The sequence below is a fragment of the uncultured Methanobrevibacter sp. genome, from assembly GCF_902788255.1.
Classification (GTDB): domain Archaea; phylum Methanobacteriota; class Methanobacteria; order Methanobacteriales; family Methanobacteriaceae; genus Methanocatella.
In genome coordinates this window covers 16,737-30,242 of the sequence record NZ_CADAJR010000004.1, presented here as the reverse complement: position 1 = coordinate 30,242, position 13,506 = coordinate 16,737, and the positions used below count along the sequence as shown (strand labels likewise).

General features: G+C 37.1%; 16 protein-coding genes. 10 read left to right on the top strand and 6 right to left on the bottom strand.

The annotated features are described in order from the left end of the window. Positions 1–113: 113 nt before the first annotated feature. On the top strand, positions 114–1,814 hold the full coding sequence (locus tag QZV03_RS01640) for a glycosyltransferase (RefSeq protein ID WP_296873971.1): 1,701 nt from the start codon (positions 114–116) through the stop codon (positions 1,812–1,814). 28 nt (positions 1,815–1,842) lie between these two features. Here the strand turns inward: QZV03_RS01640 and mmp11 are convergent, their stop codons facing one another. The 5 genes from mmp11 to hacA form a co-directional block, all read right to left on the bottom strand. Continuing rightward, on the bottom strand, positions 1,843–2,778 hold the full coding sequence (gene mmp11 / locus QZV03_RS01635; protein ID WP_296873970.1) for a methanogenesis marker protein 11: 936 nt from the start codon (positions 2,776–2,778) through the stop codon (positions 1,843–1,845). Between the two features lie 8 nt (positions 2,779–2,786). Beyond that, complete coding sequence (ribH, locus tag QZV03_RS01630; protein ID WP_292802051.1) at positions 2,787–3,203, bottom strand: 6,7-dimethyl-8-ribityllumazine synthase; 417 nt, start codon at positions 3,201–3,203, stop codon at positions 2,787–2,789. A gap of 155 nt (positions 3,204–3,358) precedes the next feature. Next, on the bottom strand, positions 3,359–4,363 hold the full coding sequence (locus QZV03_RS01625) for an isocitrate/isopropylmalate family dehydrogenase (protein WP_296873969.1): 1,005 nt from the start codon (positions 4,361–4,363) through the stop codon (positions 3,359–3,361). After that, on the bottom strand, positions 4,341–4,817 hold the full coding sequence (locus tag QZV03_RS01620; RefSeq protein ID WP_296873968.1) for a 3-isopropylmalate dehydratase small subunit: 477 nt from the start codon (positions 4,815–4,817) through the stop codon (positions 4,341–4,343). The genes QZV03_RS01625 and QZV03_RS01620 overlap by 23 nt, the downstream gene beginning before the upstream one ends. Before the next feature lie 4 nt (positions 4,818–4,821). Next, complete coding sequence (gene hacA, locus QZV03_RS01615; RefSeq protein WP_296873967.1) at positions 4,822–6,066, bottom strand: homoaconitase large subunit; 1,245 nt, start codon at positions 6,064–6,066, stop codon at positions 4,822–4,824. Between the two features lie 168 nt (positions 6,067–6,234). Between hacA and QZV03_RS01610 the strand changes: the two genes are divergently transcribed. After that, entirely contained in the window at positions 6,235–7,446 is a 1,212-nt protein-coding gene (locus QZV03_RS01610; protein ID WP_296873966.1) for a DUF2264 domain-containing protein, read from the top strand. Here the strand turns inward: QZV03_RS01610 and QZV03_RS01605 are convergent. After that, positions 7,443–8,681 carry a nucleotide sugar dehydrogenase gene (locus QZV03_RS01605; protein WP_296873965.1) on the bottom strand — a complete coding sequence of 413 codons (1,239 nt, stop codon included), beginning with the start codon at positions 8,679–8,681 and terminating at the stop codon, positions 7,443–7,445. The two genes, QZV03_RS01610 and QZV03_RS01605, sit on opposite strands and share 4 nt — an antisense overlap. Before the next feature lie 73 nt (positions 8,682–8,754). Here QZV03_RS01605 and rfbD point away from each other — a divergent pair, with 73 nt between their 5' ends. The 8 genes from rfbD (at position 8,755) to QZV03_RS01565 (ending at position 13,501) form a co-directional block, all read left to right on the top strand. Next, positions 8,755–9,594, top strand: coding sequence for a dTDP-4-dehydrorhamnose reductase (gene rfbD, locus QZV03_RS01600; RefSeq protein ID WP_296873964.1), 840 nt, complete (start codon positions 8,755–8,757; stop codon positions 9,592–9,594). Continuing rightward, a complete protein-coding gene (locus QZV03_RS01595) occupies positions 9,591–10,040 on the top strand; it encodes a ribonuclease domain-containing protein (protein WP_296873963.1) in 450 nt (149 codons plus the stop codon). The genes rfbD and QZV03_RS01595 overlap by 4 nt, the downstream gene beginning before the upstream one ends. A gap of 19 nt (positions 10,041–10,059) precedes the next feature. After that, a complete protein-coding gene (locus QZV03_RS01590) occupies positions 10,060–10,269 on the top strand; it encodes a barstar family protein (protein WP_296873962.1) in 210 nt (69 codons plus the stop codon). Between the two features lie 17 nt (positions 10,270–10,286). After that, the gene (gene rfbA / locus QZV03_RS01585; protein ID WP_296873961.1) at positions 10,287–11,153 is read left to right on the top strand and encodes a glucose-1-phosphate thymidylyltransferase RfbA; all 867 of its coding nucleotides are present in this window, start codon (positions 10,287–10,289) and stop codon (positions 11,151–11,153) included. A gap of 5 nt (positions 11,154–11,158) precedes the next feature. After that, entirely contained in the window at positions 11,159–11,719 is a 561-nt protein-coding gene (rfbC, locus tag QZV03_RS01580; RefSeq protein ID WP_296873960.1) for a dTDP-4-dehydrorhamnose 3,5-epimerase, read from the top strand. A gap of 5 nt (positions 11,720–11,724) precedes the next feature. Further along, positions 11,725–12,732 carry a dTDP-glucose 4,6-dehydratase gene (gene rfbB / locus QZV03_RS01575; RefSeq protein WP_296873959.1) on the top strand — a complete coding sequence of 336 codons (1,008 nt, stop codon included), beginning with the start codon at positions 11,725–11,727 and terminating at the stop codon, positions 12,730–12,732. Between the two features lie 218 nt (positions 12,733–12,950). Continuing rightward, on the top strand, positions 12,951–13,217 hold the full coding sequence (locus QZV03_RS01570) for a hypothetical protein (RefSeq protein ID WP_296873958.1): 267 nt from the start codon (positions 12,951–12,953) through the stop codon (positions 13,215–13,217). A 2-nt stretch (positions 13,218–13,219) separates the two neighbouring features. After that, positions 13,220–13,501, top strand: a complete 282-nt coding sequence (locus tag QZV03_RS01565; protein WP_296873957.1) for a hypothetical protein — start codon at positions 13,220–13,222, stop codon at positions 13,499–13,501. Positions 13,502–13,506 lie beyond the last annotated feature (5 nt).

The window sequence follows — 13,506 nt, the reverse complement described above, 5'->3', positions numbered from 1 at the left end:
ATTATATTATAATTTAATAAAATAATTGATAATTTTGCTTATTTTACAAAAACATTTATAACCATTCAATTAATAAAAGTAATATAATAATAACATTTTATGGTGAATTTTAATTGTATTGGTTTTTTGTAATTTTGGCATTTCTATTGGCTAGCGTTAAAACTGAAAAGCCTAAAAAATATCAGAAGGTTTCAGTAATCATTCCTGCTTATAACGAAGAGGAAACTGTTGCTACCGTTATTGAAGTAGTTAAGAAGGTGTCGTTTGTAGATGAGATAATCGTTGTCAATGACGGATCATCCGACAACACCGAATCAGAAGCTATTAAGGCGGGAGCCCGTGTTATCAATCATGCAGTCAACAGGGGTAAGGGTGAAGCTTTACAGACCGGATATAGGGAAGCTGAATGTGATATCATAGCTTTTATAGATGCTGACATCTACAATTTAACCTCACATAAGGTTGAATCTATCATCAAGCCTATATTGGATGGTGAAACCGACATTACAAAAACCAAGTTTTCACGTGCTAGTGGGCGTGTCACCGAGCTTACTGCGAAACCTCTCTTAAACTTTTTCTTCCCGGAGATTTCATTCGAACAGCCTTTAAGCGGACAGTTTGCAGCACGTAAGGAAGTATTGAAAAGAATTAATTTTGAAAAGGATTACGGTGTTGATGTAGGTATAGTTATTGATGCTGATGTACTTGGTATTTCAATAAAAGAGGTTGATATCGGAGCAATCGAGCATGACATGTCTCCATTGTCTGATTTGAATCTGATGGCAAATGAAGTTGTTAGAACAATCATAAACCGTGCCAACAAGTATGGTAGGGTTACAATGATAGATGACATCGGGTATTATATTAGAATGTCCATTGTAGGTTTGTCATTGGTTATTTTAGGTTTGTTTACAATATTCTTTGTCAAGTTCGTTCCTTTGGCTTTAGGTGTCATAATTTCTGTAATTGGTGTTATAATTGCCATTTATTACATTATAAAGGTCATTGTTCAGTCAATTATAATATTTAGAAAGACTCCCGGAGGAAACCTTTTCAAATCATTTATTAAAATACATTTCCCTATGATAATCTCAATCATTGTTTTAATTTTAATGATTTCAACTTTCATTGGGGCTGCACATTTCGATCATGGGGTTTTGTCAATCGAGCCGAACTCAAGAAATCTAATTATTTATGCTGACGATTCACCTCGTGACAATTCAATTTCAGTCAGGGGTCCGTACACCGTAGACTCAGCCATTGAAAATGAATCAGATATCATACGGGTGCCGTCAGATGCGATGATGACCCTGGGTATCAAAGCCAATGACACGATAAAGATCGGTGATGAAACATATACCATCAATGATACAAGACCTGGCGAACAGGATATATTGAGAATGCCAAATCAGGCTAAAAAATATCTTAATCTTAGAAATGATGATGTAATACAGAACACCCGCCTTAAAGAGGTCTTTGCAGGCTCAATGATTACTCACAGCTATGACAAGGATAATGTTTCCTGTGTTGAAAAGTTCATCGTCTCAGGCAGGGACAGAAGTGCAATGGCATATGAAGTGTTTGTTAACAATGAATCAATGGCATACTCAACAGGTGTGTTAAAAAATGATTCTGTGTATGATATTGCAATCAATAACAATCAGGTAGCATCAGTTCACAATTTGAATAATACCACATTTGAATATGAAAATTATACAGTTGAAATAGTCTTCACTGATCCAAATTCACATTCCATAAAACAGTACATTCCTGAAAATCAGGGAAACTTCCTGAATTTCTATTTTGATGTTTAAAAAAAGAAAATTAAATAACCTAAAAAGGTTATTTGTTATAGGCTTTAACGGCCTCTTCAACATCATCATAAAGTCCAAGCGCTGCAAGAGCACCGACTTTACCTTGCTCACCAGTCACTGCAATCAATGGAATATCTAATTCTTCTGCAACTTTTTCGGCAGTTTCAACATCCATCATTCCAGATTTGGTAGCAATTGAGTATTCTCTTAATTTGGAAGGAATATCTAAACCTTCTAAAATAGCTATTGCTGTTTTATCAGACAAGGTGTCTCTTTTAAGGATTTCAATGACTCTGTCAATCAAATCCTGCTTTTTGGATTCCTCAACAGCAAAGGTCAAAGCTATTGAAACACAGTTTTGAGTCTTATGAGGATTGTGCGGATAAAGCTGGACAATAATGTGGTCAAGATATTCGAATCCTTCACTGGCAAGTTCCACTCCTAGATTGTGTGCCATTGTCCATGTAGCGCCTGCATCCTTTGTATCGGTATCATCAACACCAATAACTACCTTTTCAAGTTTAGGTGTTACAACTGTTGCCCTTCCAACCTTGGAACCTCCTCCAATGTCTAGAAGTTCAATGTATTTGACACCTTCACCCATTCCTCTGCACATTCCGGCTCCAACACCGGCACCGGCAAGACCAGCATGTGTTACCTTTACTTCGTCACCGTCAACAATAATCTCATCGATTCCGGCAGCATTGAAACTGGCCTTCAAATCAAGCGGGGATGAACCTACATGACATTTATAGACATGTTTGTTACCGTCACGTGAAGCTGAATCGATAAGTTCGGAATTGTTCCTGTATTGATTTAACAGCCAGTGGGATCCTGAAATACATGGATGGTATTCTACAATTTCCACCTTGTCCCCATCCACCATGGTCAATACCTTTTCGTATGGTGCAATCCATGGGTCATTAAATTTTTCTTTTAGTTCATTAGGTTTAAGAATTTCCATGTAATCATCTAAATTTCTTTTAATCTGTCACACATTTTAATAGCTGCTTCAACTGCACTTTTTGCGTTTTTAACACGTCTGTGAGCATCCATTCTGGTCATACCAGGACCGGTAATACCGAGTGCTACAGGAGTATCGTATTCAAGTGCTAAATCAGCTATTTTACGGGAAGCATGCTGGGCTACGATTTGGTCGTGGTCGGTTGCACCTTCAATTACTGCACCGAGTGTGATAATTGCATCGTATTCGTCTTTTTGTAACAATTTTTTTATTACAAGTGGCATATCAAATACGCCTGGAACTGCAACCACTTTAGTAATTTCACAGCCTCTATTTTTTGCTTCTGCTTTAGCGAGTTCTAACATCATTTGTGTAATATCATAGTTAAATTCAGCAACTACTGCTGCTATTTCATATTTTGCCATTTTATCAACCTCTTTTATTTATTTAAGCTCCACCAGTAAATATGATAAGTAAAAATCCTGCTACCCCACTGACTACCATAATGAATATGATAAAAAGTGCCGCCATTTGCATTTTAGTTAGTTTTTTAAAATTCATAGTCTATTGTCTCCTTTATTTATAAGTTATTTTTAACCGCCTCGGTCAGTTCGGCTGTTGTGGCCGAACCTCCAAGATCACCGGTTAAAATATTAGCATCATTTAATACTTTTAAAATTGCAGATTCGAATTTGTCTGCAGCTTCGTTTTCACCTAAATACCTTAACATCATTATAGCTGATAACATCATAGCTATCGGATTAGCCTTATTTTGACCTGCAATGTCCGGTGCGGAACCATGGACAGGTTCAAACAACGCTCCATCTTCACCAATGTTGGCAGATGGAATCAGACCAAGTCCTCCAACAAGTCCAGCCCCTTCATCAGACAGTATGTCTCCGAAAAGGTTTGTGGTTACAATCACCTCAAAGCTTTCAGGCTGTGTAATCAGGTACATTGCAGTTGCATCAACGTAAAAGTCCTCGGTTGCAATGTCAGGATAATCCTTTGCAACTTCATAGAAAATTTCTTTAAACAATCCGTCTGTCTTTTTCAACACATTGGCCTTATGAACTGCGGTAACTTTACTCTTGTTGTTGTCCTGTGCATATTTGAATGCATAGTTTATTATGCGTTTTTCAGCTTCACGAGTGATGATACGTCTTGCTATCGCCCCTTCATCGGTATATGACTCCTCATCGGCAATGTACATACCTTCGGTATTTTCACGAACAATCATAAAGTCAATGTTATCACATAATGAGTTTGTATTAGGATAAGCTTTAACAGGTCTTAAATTAGCAAACATTTTCATTTCTTGTCTTATTTTAACGATAACGTCCGCTGCAGTTTCACCAGCCGCACCAAAGAGACACGCATCACACTCTCTAATGATGTCTAATGTTTCTTCAGGCAGTGCAGTCCCGGTTTTTTCAAGGCATTCGTCACCGGCTTCACCGTGGACATACTCAAAGTCAATGTCCAGGGAATCCAAAACGTCCAGTGTCGCTTTCATTACTTCCTTTCCAATTCCGTCTCCCGGAACAACTGCAATTCTGTAACTATTTGTTTTTGAGGTACTCAATCAAACCACCTTGATTTAAAATCTCTAACATGAATGGAGGTAACTTTTTAAATTTGATGACTTCTCCACTCTGTGAGGTTATTGTAGCATTTTCCATATCTACACTAATCTCTTCACCATCTTCTATAAGTTTGCTAATTCCCGGAGCTTCCAAAAGGGGAACTCCGACATTTGTCGCATTACGATAAAATATTCTTGCAAAGGACTCGGCAATAACTGCTGCAACGCCCACACCTTTAAGTGCAATCGGGGCATGTTCACGGGAGGATCCGCATCCGAAGTTTTTTCCGGCAACAATAAAGTCCCCCTCATTGCATTTCTTGTAAAAGTCTGGGTCAAGACCTTCCATGCAATGCTTGGATAGGGTTTCCTCATCGGTATAGATTAAGTATCTTCCGGGAACTATGATGTCTGTGTCAATATCGTTTCCAAATTTCCATGCTTTACCTTTCATATTATCACTCCGGCGCCACTATTCTTCCTTCAATTGCTGAAGCGGCAGCAACAGCAGCTGAAGATAGGTAAACTTCACCCTCAGGTGAACCTTGTCTTCCTTTAAAGTTTCTGTTTGATGTTGAAAGGCTCACTTCTCCAGGTCCGATTATTCCGGTATGTCCTCCAAGGCAAGGACCGCAGCAAGGAGCGGATACAAGCGCTCCGGCTTCAACGAATATCTTAAGTAATCCTTCGTCCAATGCTTTTGTATAAACTTCTTTTGATGCTGGGATAACTAACATTCTTGTACCGTTAGCTATTTTTTTACCTTTTAATACTCTTGCAGCATCACGTAAATCGCTTAATCTTCCGTTAGTGCATGAACCTAAAAATACCTGGTCAATTTCTGTGTCCACTTCACTGACCGGCTTTACATTGTCAACATTGTGTGGACATGCTATCTGCGGTTCAAGATCGCTAACGTCAATATCAATAATATTAAGGGAAGGTGAGTTCAAGTCGGTTTTAAACACTTTATACGGTTTATTGGAACGTTTTTCGACATACTCTATAGTTTTTTTGTCAGGTTCCACCAAACCGGTTTTCCCACCCATTTCAATTGCCATATTGCACAATACCATTCTGTCTGAAACACTCATCTGAGATATGGTTTCACCGGCAAACTCACATGCCTTATAGGTTGAGCCGTCAGCACCCATTTCACCAATGATATGTAAAATGACATCTTTTGCATAAACATTATCCTTTAAGTCACCAGTAACATTAAATCGGTTGGTTTCAGGCACTTTGAACCAGAGATTTCCTTCAGCAAATACCATAGCCATGTCGGTTGATCCGATACCTGTTGCAAATGCACCTAATGCACCATGGGTACAGGTATGTGAATCTGCACCTACAATTACATCTCCAGGTACCACATGACCTTTTTCAGGCAGAATCTGATGGCAAACACCTGCATTAACATCATAAAAATGTTCGATATTGTGTTTTTTGACAAATTCTCTCATCATTATATGGTTATTTGCGGAATCGATTGAATCGGCAGGGACCTGATGGTCGAATGGGATGACAATCTTTGATGAATCCCATACCTTATCCGCTCCAATCTTTTCAAATGATTGAACTGAAAGAGGTCCGGTTAAATCATGAGTCATTGCGATATCTATATTTGCTATAATTATGTCTCCAGCTTCTACACTGTCTTTACCTGAAGCTCGAGCTAATATTTTTTCAGACATTGTTGGCATATTTTTAACCTCTTAATAATGATAATTATATATGTTTTCTAATGTATATAAACTCTTTTTTAATTGGAAAATTTAGAAAAAATTTTTTAAAGCAATATAATTTCATCGTTATTTTCATGTTCATCATTAAAACTAATTTTATATATAATGTTGAATAAAATATAACTCATGAGCAACTCATTTTTTACTAGATTCAAAAAAGAAGAAAAGCCTCCAGTAATCGAGGAACAGGCTCCTGTCTGGAATGATAGGATTTTTTGGGTTTCAACATTACAAAAAATCGCATTTCCTGTCCTGAATCATTTGGCAAGAGGATCACTTAGGAAAAACATGCCTTTTGAATCTAAAAGTACTGACGGACAGAAATTTGTTTATCTTGAAGCTTTTGCTCGTGTTTTCAATGGAATTGCACCATGGTTGGAATTGGGTGCAGACACTTCCGAGGAAGGTCAGGTCCGTGAAAAATATATCAAATTGACATTAAAAGCTATTTCAAATGCGGTTAATCCAAACAGCAATGATTACATTTTTGTAGTTGAACCTAAACAGTCTTTAGTTGATGTTGCTTTATTTGCTCAAGGATTGCTCAGGGCCAAAAATCAAATTTGGCTTAATTTACCTATGGATATTCAGGCCAGAATTATCCGTGAACTTAAAAATACTAGAATTATAGCGCCTTATGAAAATCATTGGCTATTGTACACTTCAATGATTGAGGCTGCACTATTGGAATTTACAGGTGAATGCGATAAGGAAAGACTAACCTATGCAATTTCCAAATTCCGTGATGAATTATACATTGGAGACGGAATCTATTCTGATGGTGAAGACTTTGAAGCGGGTTACTTTAACAGTTTGGTCATACACCCAATGTTAAATGATATTTTAAAAGTTATGAGAAAATACAGTCTTCGTGATGGCGAGTTTCTGGATGTTCAACTGATGAGATCTTCAAGATTGTCCTCTCAATTGGAAAGAATGATTTCACCTGAAGGAACCTACCCGTTAATCGGCCCATCATTGTCATACCGTTGTGGCGTATTCCATTTGCTTTCACAGGCGGCACTATTAAAAATATTGCCAAGAAACATATCACAAAGTCAGGTCAGAGGCGCACTTACAAAAGTTATTCAAAAACAATTCACAGGTAATCAAAATTTCAACTCTGAAGGATGGTTGATTTGTGGATTGAATGGTTCTCAAATTGATATTTGTGAAAATGAGATTAATACTGGTAGCCTTTATGCATGCTGTGCAGTATTATTGCCGTTAGGTTTACCTTCTAATGACAAGTTCTGGACAGAACCATTTGAAGAATGGAGCAGTCTAAAAGCATGGAACGGCCATCAAATTCAACCAGACCAATCAATTAATTTTTAATTTAATTCGTATAAGTTTCCGTAATTAAATAATTTAATTTTATTCGGAACTTTTTTTATTATATTTTTAGTATCGAATATTACCGGATTTGCCATATTTTTAGATATGAAGTTGTAATCTAAATGCTTGAACTCATTATGGTCACATAATATTAAAATCAAGTCTGCATTTTCAACCGCCTCAGCAAAACTTACGAAATCTGGATTTTCAATGTGAGGGTCGTGAATTGCGATTTCATAGTTTGTACTTAACTTTGCAATTATCTCATATGCCGGACTTTCCCTGTCATCACCGGTATTTCCCTTGTATGAAACTCCAAATACTGCAATTTTACCCTTTGGAATGATTTTTTTGACATTTTCACATACAAAATCAGGCATTGAATTGTTTGTGTCACGGGCAAGTTTTATAATCTTTGCGGTTTCGGGCGCTTTTGCATAGATAAAGTATGGGTCTATTGCAAGGCAGTGTCCCCCGACACCAGGTCCCGGTGAGTGAAGGTTTACTCTCGGATGCTTGTTTGCCAATTTTATAACGTCCAATGCATTTACACCAATTTCGGCACAAATTTTTGCAAGTTCGTTTGCAAGTGCAATGTTAACGTCTCTGAATGTATTTTCCATACATTTTGACAGTTCGGCTGTTTTTGCTTCGGTCAACATCAGGTTTCCTTCAACAAACTGTCCATATACTTCACTTGCCTTAACTGCACATTCAGGTGTAACTCCACCTATAATACGGTCGTTGTGAACCAGTTCATGAATGATTTTTCCTGGAAGCACCCTTTCAGGGCAGTGTGCAAGATAAAGGTCTTTTCCAATTGTAAATCCTGCCTTTTCAAAAATAGGTTTGATGGTTTCATCAGTTGACATCGGAGCTATTGTTGACTCGATAATGACCGTATTTCCCTTTTCAAGATAAGGTATTATTGTTTCACATGCTGTAATGACATAGCTCAAATCGCAACTGTAGTTTTCTGAAATGTATGGGGTAGGTACTGTAATTATGAATGCATCCGCTTTTTCGGGAGTGAGGGAAGCTTTGTATACTTTAAGTTTTATTGCGTTTTTAATGATGTCGGTTATTCCTGGCTCTTCAATGTGTATAATTCCCTTGTTCAGATTTTCTATTATCTTTTCGTTAATGTCAACTCCAACAACTTCACAGTGGCTTCTTGTAAATAGTGCGGCTGTTGGAAGTCCGATATAACCTTGTCCCATGATACATATTTTCATAATTCCCTCTCCATCTTTTTATATATTAATAATAATATATACTTAAAGTAATATAAAGTTTTAAGTGATTATTATGAAGATTTTGATTACCGGTTCCAATGGAATGTTAGGGCATGATTTGACTGAAGTTTTAAAGGATAATCATGAATTGATTCTTACAACTTCAAAAACATTGGATATTACAAATAAAGACCAGGTTTTTGAGGTTATCTGTGATGCCGAACCTGATGTTGTCATCAATTCTGCAGCTTATACTGATGTTGATGGCTGTGAGGAAAATCAGGACCTTGCCTATTCGGTAAACGGTGAAGGTGTTAAAAACCTGGCCCTTGCATGTAAGGAGGTCGACTGTGCCCTGGTGCATATAAGTACCGATTATATTTTCAATGGAAAAAATGACAGGCCATGGGTAGAGGATGATGAAATCGGCCCGATCAGCGTTTACGGAAAAAGTAAGCTCAAGGGTGAAGAGGCTATTTTGGAAACGCTAGACAAGTATTTCATTGTAAGGACTGCATGGCTGTATGGAATCAACGGTAAAAATTTCCCAAAGACCATGCTTGAATTGGCCAAAAACCATTCGGAAATTACTGTTGTTTATGATGAGGTTGGAACACCGACTTACACTCCTGATCTTGCTTATGGAATTTCTGAGTTAATTGAAACTGATTATTATGGAATTTACCATCTCACCAATTCAGGAAACTGCTCATGGTGTGAATTTGCAAGATACATCTTTGAGGTTGCAGACAAGGACGTTAAGGTCGTTCCGGTTACAGCATCTGAATTTGCAAGACCTGCACCAAGACCTAGCTATTCAGTTTTGGAAAATAAGAATTGGGTTGACAAAGGCTTTAAGCCATTGAGAAGTTATAAGGAAGCAATTAAGGAATATGTTGAGTTGATAAAATGAATAAAAAGTTAGTCTTTGTTTTCGCATTGATTCTTGTTATTTTCAGCATTTCTGCTGTAAGTGCGGGATTTTTTGACTTTTTGAAGTTTGGAGATGACTCAGGCAATGCAAAAGTAGTTGAAAACGGTGAATACTGTACAGTTGATGAGGTTGCTGCATATATCAAGGAGTTTCATAAACTTCCAAGTAATTATATAACTAAAAACGAAGCCAGGGACCTCGGATGGCATGGAGGACCGCTTAAAAAATATGCTCCCGGAAAAAGTATAGGCGGAGACACATTTACAAACAGACAGCATGTCCTGCCCGACAGTGATTCCAAATACATAGAATGTGACATCAATGCAAACGGAACCAGCCGTGGAGCTGAAAGGATAGTTTACAATACCGGTGATTATAAGGTTTACTACACCGATGACCACTACAACACATTTACCGAGGTATAAAATGCAATTGGACGGTAAAATGATAAAAAAGGAAGGTCATGACTATCTGATGGAAGCATTGGATTTTCCGGATTACTATGGTAAAAATTTGGATGCATTATATGACTGTTTGTGTGAAATCGAATGTGAAATTGAACTGATTAATTCAGATGAAGTGGACAAGGAGATTATTGAAACATTCTGTGATGCATCGGATGAAAACGATTTTTTAAAGTTTAAAATAATATAAGGTACAAAGTGATTATTATGAAAGGTATAGTACTTGCAGGTGGTTCTGGAACACGCTTGTATCCAATTACAAAAGCGGTTTCAAAGCAGTTATTGCCACTTTACGATAAACCAATGATTTATTATCCTATTTCTGTGTTAATGCTTGCAGGAATCAAGGAAATTTTAATTATTTCCACTCCTAGGGATTTACCGATGTATAAGGATCTTTTGGGTGACGGATCAAATCTTGGAATAACATTCGAATATGCCGTTCAGGAAAATCCGAACGGTCTTGCAGAGGCATTCATCATAGGTGAAGACTTCATTGGTGATGACAATGTTGCGCTGATTTTAGGCGACAACATTTTCCATGGTCACAGATTTACAGAAATACTTAAAAGAGCAACCAATCTTGAAGAAGGAGCTGTCATATTCGGATATTACACCAACAATCCCGAAGCGTTTGGTGTAGTTGAATTTGACGATGACTGGAATGTTTTATCAATTGAGGAAAAACCCGAAAAGCCAAAATCAAATTATATCGTGCCGGGACTCTATTTCTATGACAATGATGTAATTGAAATTGCAAAAAACGTCAAGCCTTCCGACAGGGGAGAAGTTGAAATCACCTCTATCAATGAGGAATATCTTAACCGTGGAAAGCTTAAGGTTGAGCTTTTGGGAAGAGGTATGGCATGGCTTGATACAGGGACCCATGAGGGACTGCTTGAAGCGGCTAATTTCATAGAAACCGTCCAGAAAAGGCAAAGCCTATACATTGCATGTCTTGAAGAGATAGCATATCTTAAGGGATACATTGATGATGAAGTACTATTGAAAACAGCTGAAGAGCTTAAAAAGACTGATTACGGACAATATTTATTTAATTTAGTTAAAAGATGATTATTATGGGTAAATTTAAATTTAGTGAAACCGGAATAGAGGGCATGTTTGTTGTTGAACCTACAGTTTTTGAAGACAACAGAGGATATTTCATGGAAACCTTCCAGGAAAATGACTTTAAAGAGGCCGGTCATGATTTGACCTTTGTTCAGGACAATCAATCAAAATCCTCTAGAGGAGTATTGAGGGGTCTGCATTTGCAACTCAACTATCCTCAGGGAAAACTGGTTCGTGTAATTAAAGGGGAAGTTTTTGATGTTGGAGTTGATTTGAGGGCCGATTCACCGACTTACGGTAAATGGTATGGTGAAATACTGTCTGAAGACAACAAAAAGCAGTTATATATTCCACCGAAGTTTGCCCATGGATTTTTGGTATTGTCTGATGAGGCTGAATTTTTATATAAATGCACAGAATTCTATCATGGTGAGGATGAATCAGGCATAATGTGGGATGATTCAGATATTGGCATTGACTGGCCATTGGATGGGATTGATGAGATTATATTATCCGATAAGGATAAAGAATGGAAAAGCTTTAAGGAAGCCAATATCAGATATGAGTGATTATTATGACAAATATTTTAGTTACAGGTGGAGCAGGTTTTATCGGAAGCAATTTTGTAAGGTATATGGTTAACAAATATTCCGATTATCATATTATCAATCTTGATGCATTAACATACTGCGGAAATCTTGAAAACTTAAAAGACATTGAGGATAAGGACAACTACACTTTCGTTAAGGGAGACATCCGCGATAAGGATGTAGTTGACGAGCTTGTTAAAAAATCAGATTATGTAATTAATTTTGCCGCTGAAAGTCACGTCGACAGAAGCATTACCGATCCGGAAATTTTCATAAAATCCAATGTTCTGGGCACTCAGGTGCTTTTGAATGCCGCCAATGAGTATGGCATTGACAAGTACATTCAGATTTCCACAGATGAGGTTTACGGTACTTTGGGCAAAACCGGTTACTTTACAGAAACCACTCCTTTGCAACCTAACAGTCCATATTCAGCTTCCAAGGCAGGTGGTGACTTGATTACAAGGGCATACTTTGAAACCTTTGACTTGCCTATTAACATCACTCGCTGTTCCAACAATTACGGTCCGTATCAGTTCCCGGAAAAACTGATACCTCTTATGATATCCAACACTTTGGAGGATAAGAAACTGCCGATTTACGGTGACGGTAAAAACATCAGGGACTGGCTGCATGTCCATGACCACTGTACTGCAATAGATCTGGTCCTGCATGAAGGTAGGCTCGGTGAGGTCTACAACATCGGAGGAAACAATGAAAAAGAGAATATCTACATTGTAAAACTGATATTGGAAACATTGGGCAAGGATGAATCATTGATTGAATTTGTCACCGATCGTTTAGGCCATGACCGCCGTTATGCTATTGATTCAACTAAAATTCAGGATGAATTAGGTTGGAATCCCGACTATACTTTTGAAGTTGGTATTAAAGAGACTATCCAATGGTATCTGGACAACCAGGACTGGACAAACCAGGTTAAAAGCGGCCAGTATCAGGAATATTATGAAAAGATGTATGCGAATAGATAGAATTTACACTTGAAACATACCTCTTAAATTACCATAATATTCATTATTTTTCTATTTTTTTAAATTATTTTTATTATTTTTTCTTTATAATGAATGTTATATTGATTATTTTTCACTCTGAAGAAAAAAATTATTAGTTAAAATAAGCATACTTTTATATATTATCCTTTAATAATCATTATTAAAGATAAATTTATTTTTGGGAAATGGTGATTTGGATGTTGGAGCAATATTTACCTTTTGTGGCATTAATTATTTTTGGTAATATTGAAAACTTAGTTTTATCTTCACAAGGTGTTGTAGCTGGAGTTAATCCTGTCAAATTAGGAATTGCAAGTATTTTATGCGTTTCTATGTGGTTGATTATTGGAACATTTGGAACACAAATGCTGATTCAATATGTTGATTTTATTGAATGTTTAGGTGGTTTGGCCATCCTTATTTTAGGTGCGCAGGCAATGTACACTTCCATTAGGGGTGAATGATTATGGATGTTGAACTAATGCATTTTTTACCTTTATTGATTTTCGGTAACATTGAAAACTTAATTTTAGCCGCACAGGGTGTCAGTGCTCATGTTGATCCGTTAATATTATCTATTTTAAGTTTAATTGCTGTTGTCATATGGTTTTTAATCGGAACATTCGGAACAAAAATTGCATTGAAGTATGCCAGATACATTAATTTCATCGGCGGTTTAGCAATATTCATTTTAGGTATTCAGGCGATTTTAGGCGCAATTCCTGGTATGCTTGCATTTTTCCACTAGATTGT

Excerpts from the sequence above, each read along its gene's own strand:
- rfbA (WP_296873961.1), top strand. The coding sequence starts at position 10,287 with ATGAAAGGTATAGTACTTGCAGGTGGTTCTGGAACACGCTTGTATCCA.
- QZV03_RS01620 (WP_296873968.1), bottom strand. The coding sequence starts at position 4,817 with ATGAAAGGTAAAGCATGGAAATTTGGAAACGATATTGACACAGACATC.
- QZV03_RS01610 (WP_296873966.1), top strand. The coding sequence starts at position 6,235 with ATGAGCAACTCATTTTTTACTAGATTCAAAAAAGAAGAAAAGCCTCCA.
- QZV03_RS01605 (WP_296873965.1), bottom strand. The coding sequence starts at position 8,681 with ATGAAAATATGTATCATGGGACAAGGTTATATCGGACTTCCAACAGCC.
- QZV03_RS01565 (WP_296873957.1), top strand. The coding sequence starts at position 13,220 with ATGGATGTTGAACTAATGCATTTTTTACCTTTATTGATTTTCGGTAAC.
- rfbB (WP_296873959.1), top strand. The coding sequence starts at position 11,725 with ATGACAAATATTTTAGTTACAGGTGGAGCAGGTTTTATCGGAAGCAAT.
- QZV03_RS01570 (WP_296873958.1), top strand. The coding sequence starts at position 12,951 with ATGTTGGAGCAATATTTACCTTTTGTGGCATTAATTATTTTTGGTAAT.
- mmp11 (WP_296873970.1), bottom strand. The coding sequence starts at position 2,778 with ATGGAAATTCTTAAACCTAATGAACTAAAAGAAAAATTTAATGACCCA.
- hacA (WP_296873967.1), bottom strand. The coding sequence starts at position 6,066 with ATGCCAACAATGTCTGAAAAAATATTAGCTCGAGCTTCAGGTAAAGAC.
- QZV03_RS01595 (WP_296873963.1), top strand. The coding sequence starts at position 9,591 with ATGAATAAAAAGTTAGTCTTTGTTTTCGCATTGATTCTTGTTATTTTC.
- rfbD (WP_296873964.1), top strand. The coding sequence starts at position 8,755 with ATGAAGATTTTGATTACCGGTTCCAATGGAATGTTAGGGCATGATTTG.
- ribH (WP_292802051.1), bottom strand. The coding sequence starts at position 3,203 with ATGGCAAAATATGAAATAGCAGCAGTAGTTGCTGAATTTAACTATGAT.
- QZV03_RS01590 (WP_296873962.1), top strand. The coding sequence starts at position 10,060 with ATGATAAAAAAGGAAGGTCATGACTATCTGATGGAAGCATTGGATTTT.
- rfbC (WP_296873960.1), top strand. The coding sequence starts at position 11,159 with ATGGGTAAATTTAAATTTAGTGAAACCGGAATAGAGGGCATGTTTGTT.